Source organism: Pseudomonas sp. (assembly GCF_048269965.1).
GTDB lineage: Bacteria > Pseudomonadota > Gammaproteobacteria > Pseudomonadales > Pseudomonadaceae > Aquipseudomonas.
In genome coordinates, this window is record NZ_JBLWTV010000002.1 from 266,177 (window position 1) to 280,695 (window position 14,519).

General features: G+C 55.7%; 10 protein-coding genes. 5 read left to right on the forward strand and 5 right to left on the reverse strand.

The annotated features are described in order from the left end of the window. Position 1: 1 nt before the first annotated feature. Genes rmuC through ACN0X6_RS03530 form a run of 5 tightly spaced genes read left to right on the forward strand, consistent with a single transcriptional unit; the run spans position 2 to position 7,272 of the window. Entirely contained in the window at positions 2-1,891 is a 1,890-nt protein-coding gene (gene rmuC, locus ACN0X6_RS03510; protein ID WP_417702144.1) for a DNA recombination protein RmuC, read from the forward strand. Continuing rightward, positions 1,891-3,474, forward strand: a complete 1,584-nt coding sequence (locus ACN0X6_RS03515; RefSeq protein WP_417702146.1) for a type I restriction-modification system subunit M — start codon at positions 1,891-1,893, stop codon at positions 3,472-3,474. The genes rmuC and ACN0X6_RS03515 overlap by 1 nt, the downstream gene beginning before the upstream one ends. Continuing rightward, positions 3,471-4,643, forward strand: coding sequence for a restriction endonuclease subunit S (locus tag ACN0X6_RS03520; protein ID WP_417702148.1), 1,173 nt, complete (start codon positions 3,471-3,473; stop codon positions 4,641-4,643). Before ACN0X6_RS03515 ends, ACN0X6_RS03520 begins: the two co-directional genes overlap by 4 nt. Before the next feature lie 14 nt (positions 4,644-4,657). Beyond that, positions 4,658-6,379, forward strand: coding sequence for an AAA family ATPase (locus tag ACN0X6_RS03525; protein ID WP_417702150.1), 1,722 nt, complete (start codon positions 4,658-4,660; stop codon positions 6,377-6,379). Next, positions 6,379-7,272 carry a hypothetical protein gene (locus tag ACN0X6_RS03530; protein ID WP_417702152.1) on the forward strand — a complete coding sequence of 298 codons (894 nt, stop codon included), beginning with the start codon at positions 6,379-6,381 and terminating at the stop codon, positions 7,270-7,272. Before ACN0X6_RS03525 ends, ACN0X6_RS03530 begins: the two co-directional genes overlap by 1 nt. A 175-nt stretch (positions 7,273-7,447) precedes the next feature. On the opposite strand, the gene ACN0X6_RS03535 is transcribed toward ACN0X6_RS03530, so the two are convergent. From ACN0X6_RS03535 to ACN0X6_RS03555, 5 genes are all read right to left on the reverse strand, one after another. Then, positions 7,448-8,563 carry a hypothetical protein gene (locus tag ACN0X6_RS03535; RefSeq protein WP_417702154.1) on the reverse strand — a complete coding sequence of 372 codons (1,116 nt, stop codon included), beginning with the start codon at positions 8,561-8,563 and terminating at the stop codon, positions 7,448-7,450. Between the two features lie 133 nt (positions 8,564-8,696). After that, positions 8,697-9,149: a DUF6527 family protein gene (locus ACN0X6_RS03540; RefSeq protein ID WP_073662248.1), complete on the reverse strand. Its 453-nt coding sequence runs from the start codon at positions 9,147-9,149 to the stop codon at positions 8,697-8,699. Then, positions 9,146-10,327 carry a ThiF family adenylyltransferase gene (locus ACN0X6_RS03545; protein WP_417702156.1) on the reverse strand — a complete coding sequence of 394 codons (1,182 nt, stop codon included), beginning with the start codon at positions 10,325-10,327 and terminating at the stop codon, positions 9,146-9,148. Before ACN0X6_RS03545 ends, ACN0X6_RS03540 begins: the two co-directional genes overlap by 4 nt. Next, a complete protein-coding gene (locus ACN0X6_RS03550; RefSeq protein ID WP_417702158.1) occupies positions 10,302-11,051 on the reverse strand; it encodes a multiubiquitin domain-containing protein in 750 nt (249 codons plus the stop codon). The genes ACN0X6_RS03545 and ACN0X6_RS03550 overlap by 26 nt, the downstream gene beginning before the upstream one ends. 84 nt (positions 11,052-11,135) lie before the next feature. Beyond that, positions 11,136-14,519 carry a UvrD-helicase domain-containing protein gene (locus ACN0X6_RS03555; protein ID WP_417702160.1) on the reverse strand — a complete coding sequence of 1,128 codons (3,384 nt, stop codon included), beginning with the start codon at positions 14,517-14,519 and terminating at the stop codon, positions 11,136-11,138.

Consider the following 14,519-nt stretch of genomic DNA (forward strand, 5'->3'; position numbering starts at 1 on the left):
CATGCAAGCTAGTCAGTGGACGCCCGAGATCATCGTGATCTGCGCAGTGCTCGCCCTCGCCGCGGCCGTCATAGGCTTTGTGCTCGCAACCTTGCGCCAAAGCCGGCAAATCAACCAACTCGGTGCACAGCTTGAACAAGTGGCAGAGGCCAAGACTTCGACAGAAGCACAGTCGCAAATACTTCAGAGCCAGCTTCGCGAGTCAGAGGGCCGTAGCCAGGCGCTTCAAGTGGAGGATGGCAAGCTCAAGGTGCAGCTCCAGGCATCGGTCGAAACCAACGCTCGCCTGATGCAAGAACTACAGGATCACAAAGCTGTGGCAAGTGATCTGCAGGTGAAGCTCGACCAAGCTAACCGGCAACATCACGAAGCTGCCAAGCGCTTGGAAGCAGCACAGACCAGTGTTCAAGGTCAGCAAGAGCAGATGAGGGAGTTACGCGAACGTCTCGATACAACGAGCACGGCCAAAACCGCGTTGCAAGAGGAGCGTGATCGCCTGAAGGATGCATTGGCGAACGAGGAAACTCGCGCCAAGGTGGCGGAAACCTCCGAGCGCGATGCCCGCGCGCAGTTGGCTGAAACCAAGCAGCAACTGCATGAGCAGGTAAAGGAGTTCGGCGAGCTCCAGGAGCGTTTCAATACCCTGTCATCGGAGCACACCAAGCTCAAAACCACCCTGAGTCAGCGCGAGGAGCACTTCCAGGAGCAGATGACGCAGCTGGCTGATGCGCGCAAGTCGCTGACCCAGGAGTTCGAGAACCTGGCCAACAAGATTTTCGAGGAGAAGGGCAAGACCTTCACCCAAACCAGCCAAACCAGCATCGACGGTATGCTCAAGCCATTCCGCGAGCAGATCGAAGGTTTCCAGAAGCGCATCAACGAAGTTCACGATGCGTCCCTGCAGGGCAACACCAGTCTCAACTCTGAAATCAAAAAGGTGCTGGAAATCGGCCTGCAGATGAGCAAAGAGGCCAACAACCTCACCTCCGCGCTCAAGGGAGACTCCCAGCAACGTGGGGCCTGGGGGGAGGCGCAACTGCGTCGCACGCTGGAAATGAGCGGGCTGATCGAAGAGGCACACTACGAAGTGCAGGCAGCCTTCAAAGATGCCGAGGGTCGCTCCAAGCAAACCGACTACCTGATCAAACTGCCTGACGGCAAACACATCATCATCGACAGCAAGGTCTCTCTGGTTGCTTACGACCGCGCCGTTGGCGCCGAGTCACCAGAGGAATACCAGCTGGCCATGGCTGAACATGTCAAAGCGGTGCGCAAGCACATCGATGACTTGGCCTCCAAGGACTACACCAACCTGGCCGGCATTCACAGCCCTGACTTTGTGCTCATGTTCATGCCCATTGAGCCTGCCTACATTGAGGCCATGAAGCACAACAAGGATCTGTTTGAATACGGCTACAAGAAGCACATCGTGCTGGTTTCCCACACCACCCTAATTCCCATTCTGCGCACCGTCGCCAACCTGTGGATGATCGAGCGCAGCAATGCCGAAGCGCGTGAGATCAGCGAGAAGGCTGGCGAGATCTATAACCAGGTATGCCTTGTGGCTGAGCGCATCGGCAAGCTGGGCGGTACGCTGAATACGGCGAGCAATCACTACAACAGCGCGATAACAGCATTGGCGGGTCAACAGGGGCTATACGGCAAGATTGATCGCTTCAGCCAGCTGTCAGCCAAAGTCAGCAAGACCCTGCCGACGCTGGAGCCTGTTCATGTTGATTTCCAAAACGAGCGACTCTCGCTGATCGTCGAGGCCCTCGACGAGTCGCCTGAGCCAAACGAGAGCCTGCCGCAGCTACCAGCCGACGACCACGAAGGCGAGCAGTCCTCTCACACAGAAACCAGCCCTAAAAACGAATTCGAGTTCTTCTGATGCTAACTGGCAAAATCCGCAACGATATCGACAAGCTCTGGGAAAAATTCTGGACTGGCGGCATCACTAACCCGCTGACCGTAATCGAACAGATCAGCTACCTGATGTTCGCCCGCATGCTCGACATGCAGGAGGACGTGGCCGAGCGCAAAGCCAACCGCACCGGCAAGGCCTTCGATCGCCTGTTCCCCAATACCCCGGAAGGCCAGCTGCTGCGCTGGAAAAACTTCCGCAACATGAGCGGCAAGGAGCTGCACAGCCACCTCAAGCAAAAGGTCTATCCGTTCTTCGCCAAGCTGGGCAGCGCCGAAGGCGAGGGCGGTGAGCGTGAAGGCCTTGGCCATATCAGCGAGTACATGCAGGACGCCGATCTGGAGATCAAGAACGAGTCCGTGCTCACCTCCGCCGTGGAGATGATCAACGACCTGCCGCTGACCCAGAGCGATGTGAAGGGTGATATCTACGAATATCTGCTGAGCAAGCTCACCACCGCCGGCATCAACGGCCAGTTCCGCACGCCGCGCCATATCATCGACGCGATGATCGAGTTGATCGCTCCGCTACCCACCGATGTGATCTGCGACCCTGCTTGCGGCACCGCCGGCTTCCTGGCCCGCACCATGGAATACCTCAACCGCGTGCATTCCAGTCCGGAAGGCACCTTCACTGACGAAGACGGCAACCGGCACTACTCCGGCGACCTGCTCGAACCCTACCGCCAGCACATCAACAGCCAGATGTTCTGGGGCTTCGACTTCGACACCACCATGCTGCGCGTCTCCAGCATGAACATGATGCTCCACGGCGTGAACGGCGCGAACATCCGCTACCAGGACTCCCTGAGCAAATCCATCAAGGAACACTACCCGCGTCAGGAGCAGAACTTCTTCGACGTGGTGCTGGCCAACCCTCCGTTCAAAGGCAGCCTGGACGAAACCAACACCAACCCCGACGTACTCGGCTTGGTGAAAACCAAAAAGACCGAGCTGCTGTTCGTCGCCCATATCCTCCGCTCGCTCAAGCTCGGTGGCCGCGCCGCTGTGATCGTGCCGGACGGCGTTCTGTTCGGCTCCAGCAAGGCCCACCAGCAATTGCGCCAGGAGCTGCTCGACGACAACCAGCTCGAAGGCATCGTCAGTCTGCCCAGCGGCGTGTTCAAACCCTACGCCGGTGTCAGCACTGCCATCCTGATTTTCACCAAGGGCGGCACCACCGAGCGTGTGTGGTTCTATGACTTGCAGGCCGACGGTTACTCACTGGACGACAAGCGCACCGAGCTGAAAGGCGAGGGCAGCAACGACCTGCCGGACGCCATTGCCCAGTGGCAAAAATACCGGCAGATGGTCGAGGGCAATATCAGCGCCAGCACCATCAATACCCTGTTCGGGGACAAGCGCAAAAAGGCCTTTGTCGTGCCTGCCGAGGACATCGCTGCCAATAAGTACGACCTCTCCATCAACCGCTACAGGGAAGTGGAGTATCAGCAGGAACAGTACGAAGACCCGAAAGTGATTCTGCAGCGGCTCAAAGGGCTGGAGCAGGAGATTCTGGCGGATCTGGATGAGCTGGAGGGGATGCTATGAGTTGGCCGCTGGTAAAGCTCAGGGACTGTTGCGAGGTTGTTGGTGGCGCTACCCCAAAACGCGAAGTTCCAGAGTATTGGGACTCCCCTGACGTGCCGTGGGTTACCCCTAAGGATGTGTCTGATCTGGCCTGTCCAACCTTAGAGGATGCGCCTGAGTACATATCTGAGGCTGGATTCAAGAGCTGCTCGACATCAATGCTTCCAAAGGGAAGCGTTCTGGTGACTTCCCGTGCGCCGATTGGAAATATCGCTATTGCTGGTAGAGATTTGTGTACGAACCAAGGCTTTAAGAGCCTTATTCCCAGCGAGAATGTGGATGGCCTGTACCTGTATTACTGCATGAAACATAGTTCTCAGCGGTTGCAGGCACTCGGTAATGGTGCAACATTCAAAGAAGTTTCCAAGAAAATCGTGGAGGAGTTTGAAATCCCCCTCCCACCCCTGCACGAACAAAGGCGCATCGCCGCCATTCTTGACAAGGCCGACGCCATCCGCCGCAAACGCCAGCAAGCCATCCAGCTCGCCGACGACTTCCTCCGCGCCGTGTTTCTGGACATGTTCGGTGAGCTTGTCACATCTTCTGGGTATGCAAGCTCGCAAAAGTACAAGCTGCTGGAGTTGGTTGATTACATTGACTACAGAGGGAAGACCCCTGAGAAGTCAGAGTCTGGGATTCCTTTGATAACGGCAAAAAACGTCAAGAGTGGTTATGTCGATGATGAACCGAGAGAGTTCATTCCCGAAGAAAACTATGACGCATGGATGACGAGAGGATTTCCCAGAAAGAACGATGTTCTTTTTACTACTGAAGCACCGCTCGGAAATGTTGCCTTGCTAGGTGACTATGAGAAGGTTGCAATTGGTCAGCGTTTGGTAGCTCTGCGATCCAAAGGGAAGGTGACACATGAGTACCTTCTGTTCTTGTTGCTGCACCCGTTCGTTCAGGACTTAATTTTTGCTCGCTCTTCCGGTAGTACAGTAAAGGGAATTCGTACAAAAGAGCTTTATGCCATTGAGCTCCCAGTGCCGGACATGCAAAGGCAAAATGCGTTTTCAGCTATCTATTGGAAAAGCAAATCGCTAATAAGCAATCAAGAGTCAGCGGATAGATTGGGTGTATTGAATTTCTCTGCCTTGTCTTATAAAGCTTTTTCCGGCCAGCTGTAGATAAGGAAATTACCATGCGGATAACGGAAATCACCCTCACCAACTTTCGCTCCTTTCAGGCGACTCAATCCATCGCACTGGCACCTGTCACACTCCTGTTCGGTCCGAACAGCGTGGGTAAAAGTTCGGTGCTGATGGCGCTGTTCTATATCCAGCAGTTGCTGGAAAAAGGGCAGTGCGACCCTCAGCGCCTTGATGCGCTGGGCGAAAAGCATATTGGTGGTTTCAAGAGCCTGGTGAATGGCCGGGACCTAGCCAAGCGCATGGTCATCAAGCTGACCCTGGATAAGTCCGGCTCAATAGGTGCCAGCTACAACCAGATCGTGGATCTGGTTGGGGACAATTTTGGCCTAACCGTCGACAGCCCTACGGTTGAAGCCAACCGTATCGCTGTGGAGTTTCATATCGCCTGGTCGAAAGCCAAGAACATGGCGTATGTGGCCTGCTACAAGGTCTGGCTGGATGACAGCCTGATCGCCGAGCTTGTCAGCGATGTCGGTCTCAAGCAGCCTGTTATTACCTGGCTCAATTACCGGCACCCGGCTTTGTTGACCGAGGCTGATTTGGAGGAATACACAGACGGGCTCTTTGTCAGCCGCCTGCACGAGCTGCTCAACGCCGACCGAAAACCCGAAACCGTGTCCAGAGATGATCTCGAGCAAAGCACTGCGGTTTCCTTTGAGCATGCAGCTATCGGCTTTGATGGGCTCGCCGGAGCCTTGCCGGTGCCAGGTAAGCGGCTTAAGACGGTCATCGATGCGGATGATCCTATTCTGGCTGCGCGTTTGCACGAAATCCTCTCAGATGTGGTGGTCGCTCCCCTAGACAACCTGTTAGCGCTGCTCAACCAGAGCCTATGCATCGGGCCGTTACGCCTCGTCCCGGACGCCCTGCATCAGTCTAATCCCTACCCACAGCAGAAGGACTGGTATTCCGGTGCTGCCGCTTGGGATGTCACTGATCGATTGACCGCCTCCAACATGGCAGAGCTCAATCACTGGTTGAATGCGCCAGAAACCCTGAATCTCGGCTACTCCATTCGCCTGAAGAGCGTGATTAGCCAAGCCGCATACACGAGGGGTGGTGATACCTTCAGTGAGTTGAGAGCACTACTTGAGGCCTTCGGTGATGAGCTTAGCGTGGGCTTCAGTGAGACGGATGCAGGCGGTAATTCGCTGCCTGACAAGCATTCAGTGACGCTAGATAAACTGAGGGAACTGCTTGAAGCAGAGAGAAATGCTTTAGAAGCCCAAACCCTGCCGCTGTTGACGAGTGAGTTTCACCATAAGTGGGTGCTGTGGGACGACCTCAACAACATCGAGGTAGCCTTTTCCGACGTGGGTGTAGGGATTTCTCAGTTGTTCCCGCTGGTGGTCGCAGCCGTACAGGCCGGGCGGGGCGTCATCGCTTGCGAGCAGCCGGAGCTGCATGTCCACCCAAGGATCCAGGTTGGTATCGGCGATTTGCTAACGCAAGCCAACAAGACAACTACTTTCTTGATCGAAACCCACAGTGAACACCTGATTCTGCGGATCTTGCGCCGCATCCGTGAAACCTCCGAACGTGAACTGCCGAAGGGCCTGCAGCCTGTTTCTCCAGCTGATGTCTCCATCGTCTACATGGAGCCCGGTGCTGCAGGTGTGAGAACCCAGCGTATTGAAATAGACCGCACAGGCGAGTTCACCAGCCGCTGGCCCAATGGCTTCTTCGCTGAGCGTAGCGAGGAGCTGTTCTGATGCACGCCATATTTGCCATAGAGCCTGAGGCCATCAATAACTGGCAAGACTTGCGCTATGCCTTAGAGAAGTTTGGTTATAGCAAGGGGCTGCTGATCGCGCGCTATCCGAAGACATGGATGCGACTCGTGATGGAGGCTTGCCGTAGCAGAGGACTTGGCGATATCGAGTTGAAGCGTATAGAGGAAAAACTACAGAGCGCCAAGGATGATCGCTTGGTACGGATAGGCTTGCCCTATGATGGTACTAGCTGGTTGGAGAGTGTCAATGCTGAGGCTGTTTTAAGTCAACTAGCAGCGGTCTTGGTACGAAACAGAGTCGACATAGATAAGTTTCATCGCATTGATGATGCAAGCGAGAACTTATTCGATAATCGCCGAGATTTTTGTGTTAAGCGTAATGCAAATGCGCTAGCAGAAACTGCTAAGTATGTATTGGCTGCATCGGATCAAGTAGTGCTTGTAGACCCCTATTTTCAATCCAGACGCAAATGCATAAAAGTGCTAAATTCTATGCTTAGCATTTGCGCGGCAAGTGGCGACCTGCCGAATCATATCTTTATCTTCTCAGACCACAGTAAAGATCCCCGGCAACTAGGGGAGGTGAAACTTGAGTATGAGAATCAACTTAACGCCTGGGTGCAGCGCGGAGTCAGATTCAGTATTTTCAGGATGGCGGGTGACCAGTTGGATCAAGACATCCATGCGCGCTATCTATTTAATCAAAAGGCAGGCCTTCGGTTTGACCGGGGCTTTGTTGAGCCCGAAGCTCATAATGAACGGGAACATGAGACTGACGTTGTCTGTATGGATACAGATCTCGTCAATAGATTGTATGCGCGTTTCATTGAGGCACGCGCAACGATCGATGTGGTAGATGAAATTTTGCTGTAGGGCTCCCAAGCAAGCTTTCAGAGCGCGTTTAAATCTCATGCTCTTTGGTTACGCTCTTCGAGTTGTTGCGTGCGTTTTTCCCATTATTGTTAGGCGTAGCGGCTGGAGCTGGATACCAGCAATCAGTCGAAAAATCGGATACGCATTGCGATCAGTCACCCGATCAGACGCTTGGCTAATATTGCGCCTCTTCAGTTTGGTTGCTGAAGATGGTGCCATGCAGGAACGTGTTTCGCTCTTGAGGACTCGTCAGCGAAAACTTGGCGATATGTGAATGAGCCATTTCTTTCAATTGTTCCTGCCACCTCTCCTTTAATTCTTGGTCTTTAATATTGCGTCCATCCAGAACCTCTGTTGGAAATACCTCTGTTAGGTCCACGGGTAGAGCATGAACCGTGCCGATGCGAGAGCGTAAATTGGCCGAGCAAAGCTCTACCACTAGCCCAGTGATCCCCTTCCCCATCAGTTGCTTTAAAACCTTGATTTTATTCTTCGTCGTAAAATTCGTCGCTTTAAGCAGGGAGTTGTAATACGGCTTGAAGTGGTTGATCAGTCCCGCCTCCGCTAGCGACACGACTTCCTTACGACTCAACCGAACACTTCGGAGGCGATCGAAATGAGCCGAATCCTGCTGGGCGGAGGCTTGGGCATCAACATTAAAATCACCTCCATTACTAATGATCGTCCTGCCGTGCTCGAATCGATACAGCAATAGAAGCAACTCGCGCTCCGGGAAATGCGTGGAGGTTTCGGCGAGGATTTGCTGAAATTTGCTATGCGAAAGCAAGCGATCTAGAGCAGTCCGCGACCCGGTTCGTCCAATACTCTGTCCCACATAGAGTACCTCCAGATCGGTATCATGCATTTCCAGCTCACTTTTAGCGTCCGCGATAATGACGTTTACCGCAATAAAGTGCTTGCCCTTTGGAGTCAGCGCAATCAACGATGTACCATTAAGAGCTACTGCGACATCCTGAATGGTTATGCCATCCGGCACTGATGATGGGCTAATTTCATACACGAAGGGGACTGCACTCATACCTTGTTCTCGCATCACCAAAAAATCTCCGGTGATAATCCGGCCATTTAAGGTGAACCCGTCGGGCTTCAAGTAAATGCGTTGGCGGCGGACGATGAGATAGATGTTGCAGTCTAAAAGGGCGGCCTTGTGTGTCGGATTGTCTTTGACACGATAGAGATCCGCCGGCGTAAGCATTGCCGGGGAGCTTGAGTAGAGATGGGTAGCCCCTTCCATAGAAAACTGGCGGTTGATCTCGCCGAAACCGGTCATGCATTGCTCCAATAAGTCACGAGTTTAAAATTGCCAGTTGTTTTGGGTAAATCCACAGCCAGAAACAGCCATTCTTTCAAATCTGTTTTTGTCCCGTTGGTGGCGGTGGAGCTTCATCAGTCAAGATCGGCGGTCAAAGGCTGAGCCAGGCCTTAAGCCGAGTCCAGATGCTACGGGAGTGCGCAGTCGAACTCTGGCCACCAGTAGTGGAACCGGGTAACTCACGACGCACTTCATGCAGCGAGCCATAATGCGCAGCTTTGGCCTTCTTATCGCGTAGACGCTCCGCCTCTATCTGGCCTTGCGACCATGGCCCCGCCTCCAAAACTCGACCCCGCTGGATCACGTAGTGCGACCGGCACTTCTGATTCCAGTTGCCTACGGAGGGCTGAAGCGAGATGGACTCACCATCGAACGTCATCCGCCAGTCGGTCGGCGTGAATGGGGTTACCACGCGATCCCCGCAACCGCAGCAGCACGAGTGCACTGCGGTTGCGTAGTCCATCGAGATGTACAAGATGCCAGGCTCCAACTCGCGTGGAACGTTTCGCACAAAACGATGTTCCAGACTCAGATGGCGCATCATGATTGGTCTCCGTTGAGCAACATGCCCCCATCGGTTGTGTACGTGCTGTGATGCTCGCTCTCTAGGTCGCGGTAGAAGCCGCGGAGCTTTTTCCACTTCACTACTGCGAGGCAAGCATTCAACGCGTTCAGGTCGGCCACCTGGATATTGGATGCGTACACGTCCTGGCCTCCGCCACCAGCGAAAGAGATGCGCCCTGCGTGGACATGCTCGCGTTTCGCCGGCGTGCTCGTCGTCACCCGCAGGATACCGCCCAAGCTACCGTTGCTAAGTTCAAGCCCCATCCCGACGTCGATGAAAGGCACACCAAGTGCTTCGAGCTTCGCCACCACGGCGCGCTTTTCCTCGCCCGCGTCCATGCTGATGAACGCAAACGTGATGCCGTCAAGCAGCCCCAGCGTCTCCGTTTTCATCTTCACGGGGTGAGCCACGATCCCGCGATGCATCTGTTCATAGATGCCCTTCAGGTAGTGCACCTTTTTAGGGGCGTCCCGCAACTCCTCGAGCGATGGCGCCCCGGGCGCGCGGAACGCGTTATGGGAAAGAAAGTCGTCATCGTCGAAGAGCCGGATTTCCCTCACCGGCGTTTTCGCGACCAGATCGAGGATGTACCCACCAGTACCACCTGCGCCGAGGATGCCCACCACCTCACCTTCCAGTTTGCTAGCTAGCGCGCCCAGGCCTACCCGGCTGGATGCTGTATCGAGATAGTTGAAGACGCTGGGCTCATTCTCATCATCAGCGCCACGGATCAGCCGTGGGCTGATACCGGGCTGCAAGACGGCCGCCGGGCCGGCCAAGATGGTCGCGTAGGTAGCCATCTTGGCGTAGTAGTCCGGGTAGCCATCCGGGTTGGGTTTACTGGAGAAGCTGTGCCTTGCGGTGAGCCCGTAACCGAGGTCGGTGTTGGGCGACGCATGGGAGATGCCTGGCAAGGGCGTCCCATTCGCGCTGCAGGGGAAGTCGCCGTCCCAGTGGATTACGTGTGTCTCTGGCTTGCGCGTCCGGTCCCCAGCCAAGTCAAGGTTGGACACCAGCGTGCCGGTGCGCACACGACATTGAGCGTCGACATAGGGCACTTCCAGCATCACTAGGAGACTCCCCTGAATGCGAACGAAGTAGCCCTCCGTACGCAACCGGGCCAGGTCGGCATTAAGACTGAACAGTTCGTGTGACATTGAAAATTGTCCCCTGTTTTTTGACTTCAACGGAGCCACCCTCAGCGAGTTCACCAGCGCGGGGGTGCGAGGCAGCATTGCGGTATGTCATCGAGAACTTGACGTTGGTCTCTGCCGGCGCGTTCGGATGGGACAACTTGACCACCTGCTCGAAGGTGACATGCTTGTCCGGCACAATCTCCTCGACAGCATTGACCACGATGACGTAGCCCTTTTGCGGCTTTAGGGCGGTGATAAACCGCTCAATGCCAGGGTTGTCGAGATTGATCCTGTCATCCGGCTCGATGAGGATGTCTTCGCCGCCTCGTACTTCCAGGAAGATGGCCTCTTCGGGCGAGGCGTCGGCTAGGTCATACAGAACGCTGCCCAGCAGCTCCGGCTGCCCCCAGGCCATCTGGCGATCGTTCAAGGAGAACTTGAAGGCGCGGTCGGACTTGAACGCAATGAAGCGCTCAGCACCCTTGCCTCGTAGATCCACTGTCTCGTCGAGACGAACGTCCTCAAAATCGCCCGAGGCGAGAAGTGCATAGAGTTGATAGTCGCTTTGGCGATCGAGCCCCGCGCTATCCAGGATTTGCCGGCCGGTGGGTACCGGGTCAGGCACGTCGATGTTGCGGAAGGTCAGTCCTTCCAAGCCGAAGCGGATGCGATAGGCGCCGGCCTCTCGCAGTGGACGATCCTCACGGATCGCGTCACCAACGTCGTCAAACGGAGAGTTTTTCATATGGTCCTCTAAAGTGTTGCGACAGAGTTTTTTCTGCCTTCAACTCTTTAATCGGACCCAGCGACTGCCGCCGGTAAACTTTTTTCAGAATTGTTTTGAGAGGGTTCCAGGGGGGACTGCACCACACACGAAAAAGGCCGGGCAGTTCGGGCAAGTGGCGTCCGAAGTATTTGTTCGGAACTGGCCACCTCGGATGCCGCGGAAAATCTCGCCCAATTTTTCTTGGCGATTGCTCAACTCTTTGGGGCTGAGTTTCAACGGCTTGCTTTCAGCATCAGCTAGGTAGACCAGTTCCAGCTCGGCACCCGGGAACTCCGCTTGGGCCGCTAGTACAAATGCAGCTGCACCGACGTCCTTGCTGTCACGGCTGGGCGCATGGCCAGTTCTCACCCGACGTATGGCCCGCTTTCCGTCTTTCACGAGAACATCATCCGGTGTTACTTCGATCTCATGGCCGTCTAGCACAATTCGCAGCGGGGTCGGAGCTTCAACCTGCGCGCCAGCCCTCGATGCCAGGAAGTATTGGAGCATGGTGGAGGCTATCGCACGGTAGTCATCGAAATAGCCATGTTCATGAAGCCCCTGAGCCGCGAAGGCCTGAGAAAGCAGGTCCTCCCACTCAGCACTAGAGCTGCCCTGCGCGACGATCTTCCGGTAGACCTCACGTATCGCTTCATGCATATGCATAAATGAACTCATGCCGCGCCGGCCACCCACCTGAAGCAAGTGTGTGTAGAGGAATCGCCGTGCACACGATTCGTAAAGCGCGACCGCATCTGAGCTGAACCGCGGGGTTCCCGAGAAGACGATTGGTATTTGCGTATCGTCCGGGGCAGGAGGTAATACAGTAGTAGGCGTGACGGCGCGCCGTTGAGCTGGACCAATGCGATCCAGGAACTGCGATAGCGGCCTGGCACGCCCATTTGATGTTGAGGTCGCTCCGTAAAACGCCAGGCGTGTCTTCGCCCGGGACATTGCGACGTAGAACAAGCACTCCTGCTCTTCGTTGTGGGCCGCCCGTGCAATGTCCTCTGCGCTCCCTTGACCTCCTGCGACCATGCCTGCGGGTGGGGGACACTTTGATGTCCGAAGCGCCCCTGGGATGGAGTCCTTATTGACGCCGGCAATGTGAACCGCTGGAAATTCCAACCCTTTCGAGCCATGGATAGTCATCAGGCGAACCGCATCAATCCCCTGGGCTGCCGTGGGTAGCTGCCTCAAATCTCTATCGTCCCGAAGGCGCAGCAGTCTCCTCACGCGATCAGAAAGCCGCTGGATCGGGAGACCATGGCCGTTCGGCTGCGCTCGAACGAAGTTCATGAACTGCCAGATTGCGATGCCCTGGGCCTGGTCCGAGACGCTGGCGGAAGACGCGATGCGGGCTGCCTGTCTAGTCCGGTCGAGCAGAAGGGTTGCCAGCACGGTCCAAGGTTGGGAGGTCGCGTTGAAGCCTGCAAGAGCTGCATTTAGGGAAGACAGAGCAGTCTGACCAGCAGGTGTCAGTTCAGCTGGAATGCTAAGTCGCCAAGCGCCAGGTTCCGCGTCGGTACCTCGTAGATGCTCGAAGACACAAACAGCGTCCTCCAAGCTCATGGCGAATTCTGGCCAGCAAGCCGTCCGGATCATCCCCATCGCGCGCCGATCCACGAGTAGCGATAGCACCGCGACGAGGTCTTTTACTTCCGGACGCTCAAACAGGCTGCCCAGGAAAAGCACTGGAATGCCGGCACGCTCGAGCTCACGTCCGACGTCCGAAAGTCGATCGTTGCCCCGGCAAAGGACTGCCTGGTCCCGATACCGATAGCCCGACTTACGAAGCTCTTGAATGCCATCAGCGATGGCCGAGGTCAGCAGGGAGGCGTTGTCCACTGTGATGATTTCGGGCGGCTTTCCGCTTGGACCTCTATCCGCCTCAAGGGCCTCTTCTCCATCAGCTGCGGACATACCTGCAGCAAAAGCAGAAAAGGCATGGACAACTTCAGGGGTGGAACGGTAGTTGATTTTCAGGCTATCCCGTACCGCGCCAGCGAAATCTTGGCAACCGAAGCGGGCCATGTTGAACGAAGAGGCGCCGCGGAACCGATAGATCGACTGCTTAGCGTCCCCCACCACCCAGAGGTTATTGCCTGACGGCTTCAGTGTCGCAAGAAGCCGAACGCTACTGTGGTTCACGTCCTGATACTCGTCGACCAGAATGTGGTCATAGTCGCTCTGCAACTGCCTGCGAACGGCTTCATCGCTCTCCAGTAGTTGAACCGGGCGCATAACAAGGTCGCCAAAGTCGACACACTGAGCGAGTGTTTTGAGCTCTTCATAGCGAGCGTAGACCTTGGCAACTTCTGCCGCTTTCTCCGCAGCCTCCACCTCGTTCGGGTTACTCGCCGCGTTAGCCATTGCATTGGCCAGCGCTAGATAGCCCGCCGCATCAACAACTTCATCCTTGGCGCGTGAAATCGCGGTCAGGATTTCAGCAGCCGTCTGAGATGGATCATAAAGGTTGCGATAGTGGGTCAGGCCTAGCCGAGGAAATTCGTTTTCAAGCAGTTCTACTGCTTCGGTTCGGTCCATCAGGCGGGGGTCGACCGGAAGGCCACATCGGTCGTTGAATCGTCTGAGGATGTCCAGGCCAAAGCTATGGAAGGTCCCAATGCAGAGAGCTGCAGCTTCCGCTGGCCGCTTCAGCGCGATCCGCTCGGACATCTCCGCAGCGGCCTTGTTCGAGAAGGTCAAGAGAAGGATACGTCTTGGATCTACCCCCTCATCCAACAAGCTCTCAACTCGCGCCACCAGCGTGCGGGTCTTCCCAGTGCCTGGTCCAGCTTGGAGAAGGAACGCGGCCCCGCGATGGTTGGCTGCTGTTTGTTGCTTCTCGTTGAGTGGGATTTCGACAGGCGCTTCTGCAGCAACTACTGACACAGGAGGGAGCAAAAGTGCATCAAGCATCTGCTGTGCGACGACCTCGAAGGGTGCACCCAACCGATTTGCAATCTCCGAGCAGGTCTGGCCTTGAGTGACGTGCAAGTCGAAGACTCGCGACCGTGGCAGCAGCAACTCTCTCGCGAAGAGGTCCATCTGGACTTCTCGGCGCTGCCGTCGGCTGTAATCGACCACGCGCTCCATGCCAACTGGCGCAGCCTCAGAGGTTCGCGCTGGATCAATCTGAAATGCTGACTCCCCCTCTTCCTTACCATCGCCTAGCTCGGCGTGTCCGATTTCATGGGCGACGAGAAAGGCTTGCTCGAACGGTGTTCCTAAGTCCTCATGAACAATCAGCTGCAAGGCGGCATCAAACGTTGCGCGCGCCCCGTCCAGGATTGAAGCGCCAGGGAGGCACCTTTCAACCGTGATGCCCAGCTTCTCCGCTATGTATTCGGCGAACTGATAAGGAGACCAAGGATCGCTGCCGTGTTCGACTGCTTCATGATGCAAGCGCTTCGCGTGCTGACGAGCGAGTTCTAGTTGGTCCAT

Coding starts and splice junctions, on each gene's coding strand:
- ACN0X6_RS03550 (WP_417702158.1), bottom strand. CDS start 11,051: ATGAAAAACTCTCCGTTTGACGACGTTGGTGACGCGATCCGTGAGGAT.
- ACN0X6_RS03520 (WP_417702148.1), top strand. CDS start 3,471: ATGAGTTGGCCGCTGGTAAAGCTCAGGGACTGTTGCGAGGTTGTTGGT.
- rmuC (WP_417702144.1), top strand. CDS start 2: ATGCAAGCTAGTCAGTGGACGCCCGAGATCATCGTGATCTGCGCAGTG.
- ACN0X6_RS03540 (WP_073662248.1), bottom strand. CDS start 9,149: ATGATGCGCCATCTGAGTCTGGAACATCGTTTTGTGCGAAACGTTCCA.
- ACN0X6_RS03545 (WP_417702156.1), bottom strand. CDS start 10,327: ATGTCACACGAACTGTTCAGTCTTAATGCCGACCTGGCCCGGTTGCGT.
- ACN0X6_RS03555 (WP_417702160.1), bottom strand. CDS start 14,519: ATGGACCAACTAGAACTCGCTCGTCAGCACGCGAAGCGCTTGCATCAT.
- ACN0X6_RS03530 (WP_417702152.1), top strand. CDS start 6,379: ATGCACGCCATATTTGCCATAGAGCCTGAGGCCATCAATAACTGGCAA.
- ACN0X6_RS03525 (WP_417702150.1), top strand. CDS start 4,658: ATGCGGATAACGGAAATCACCCTCACCAACTTTCGCTCCTTTCAGGCG.
- ACN0X6_RS03535 (WP_417702154.1), bottom strand. CDS start 8,563: ATGACCGGTTTCGGCGAGATCAACCGCCAGTTTTCTATGGAAGGGGCT.
- ACN0X6_RS03515 (WP_417702146.1), top strand. CDS start 1,891: ATGCTAACTGGCAAAATCCGCAACGATATCGACAAGCTCTGGGAAAAA.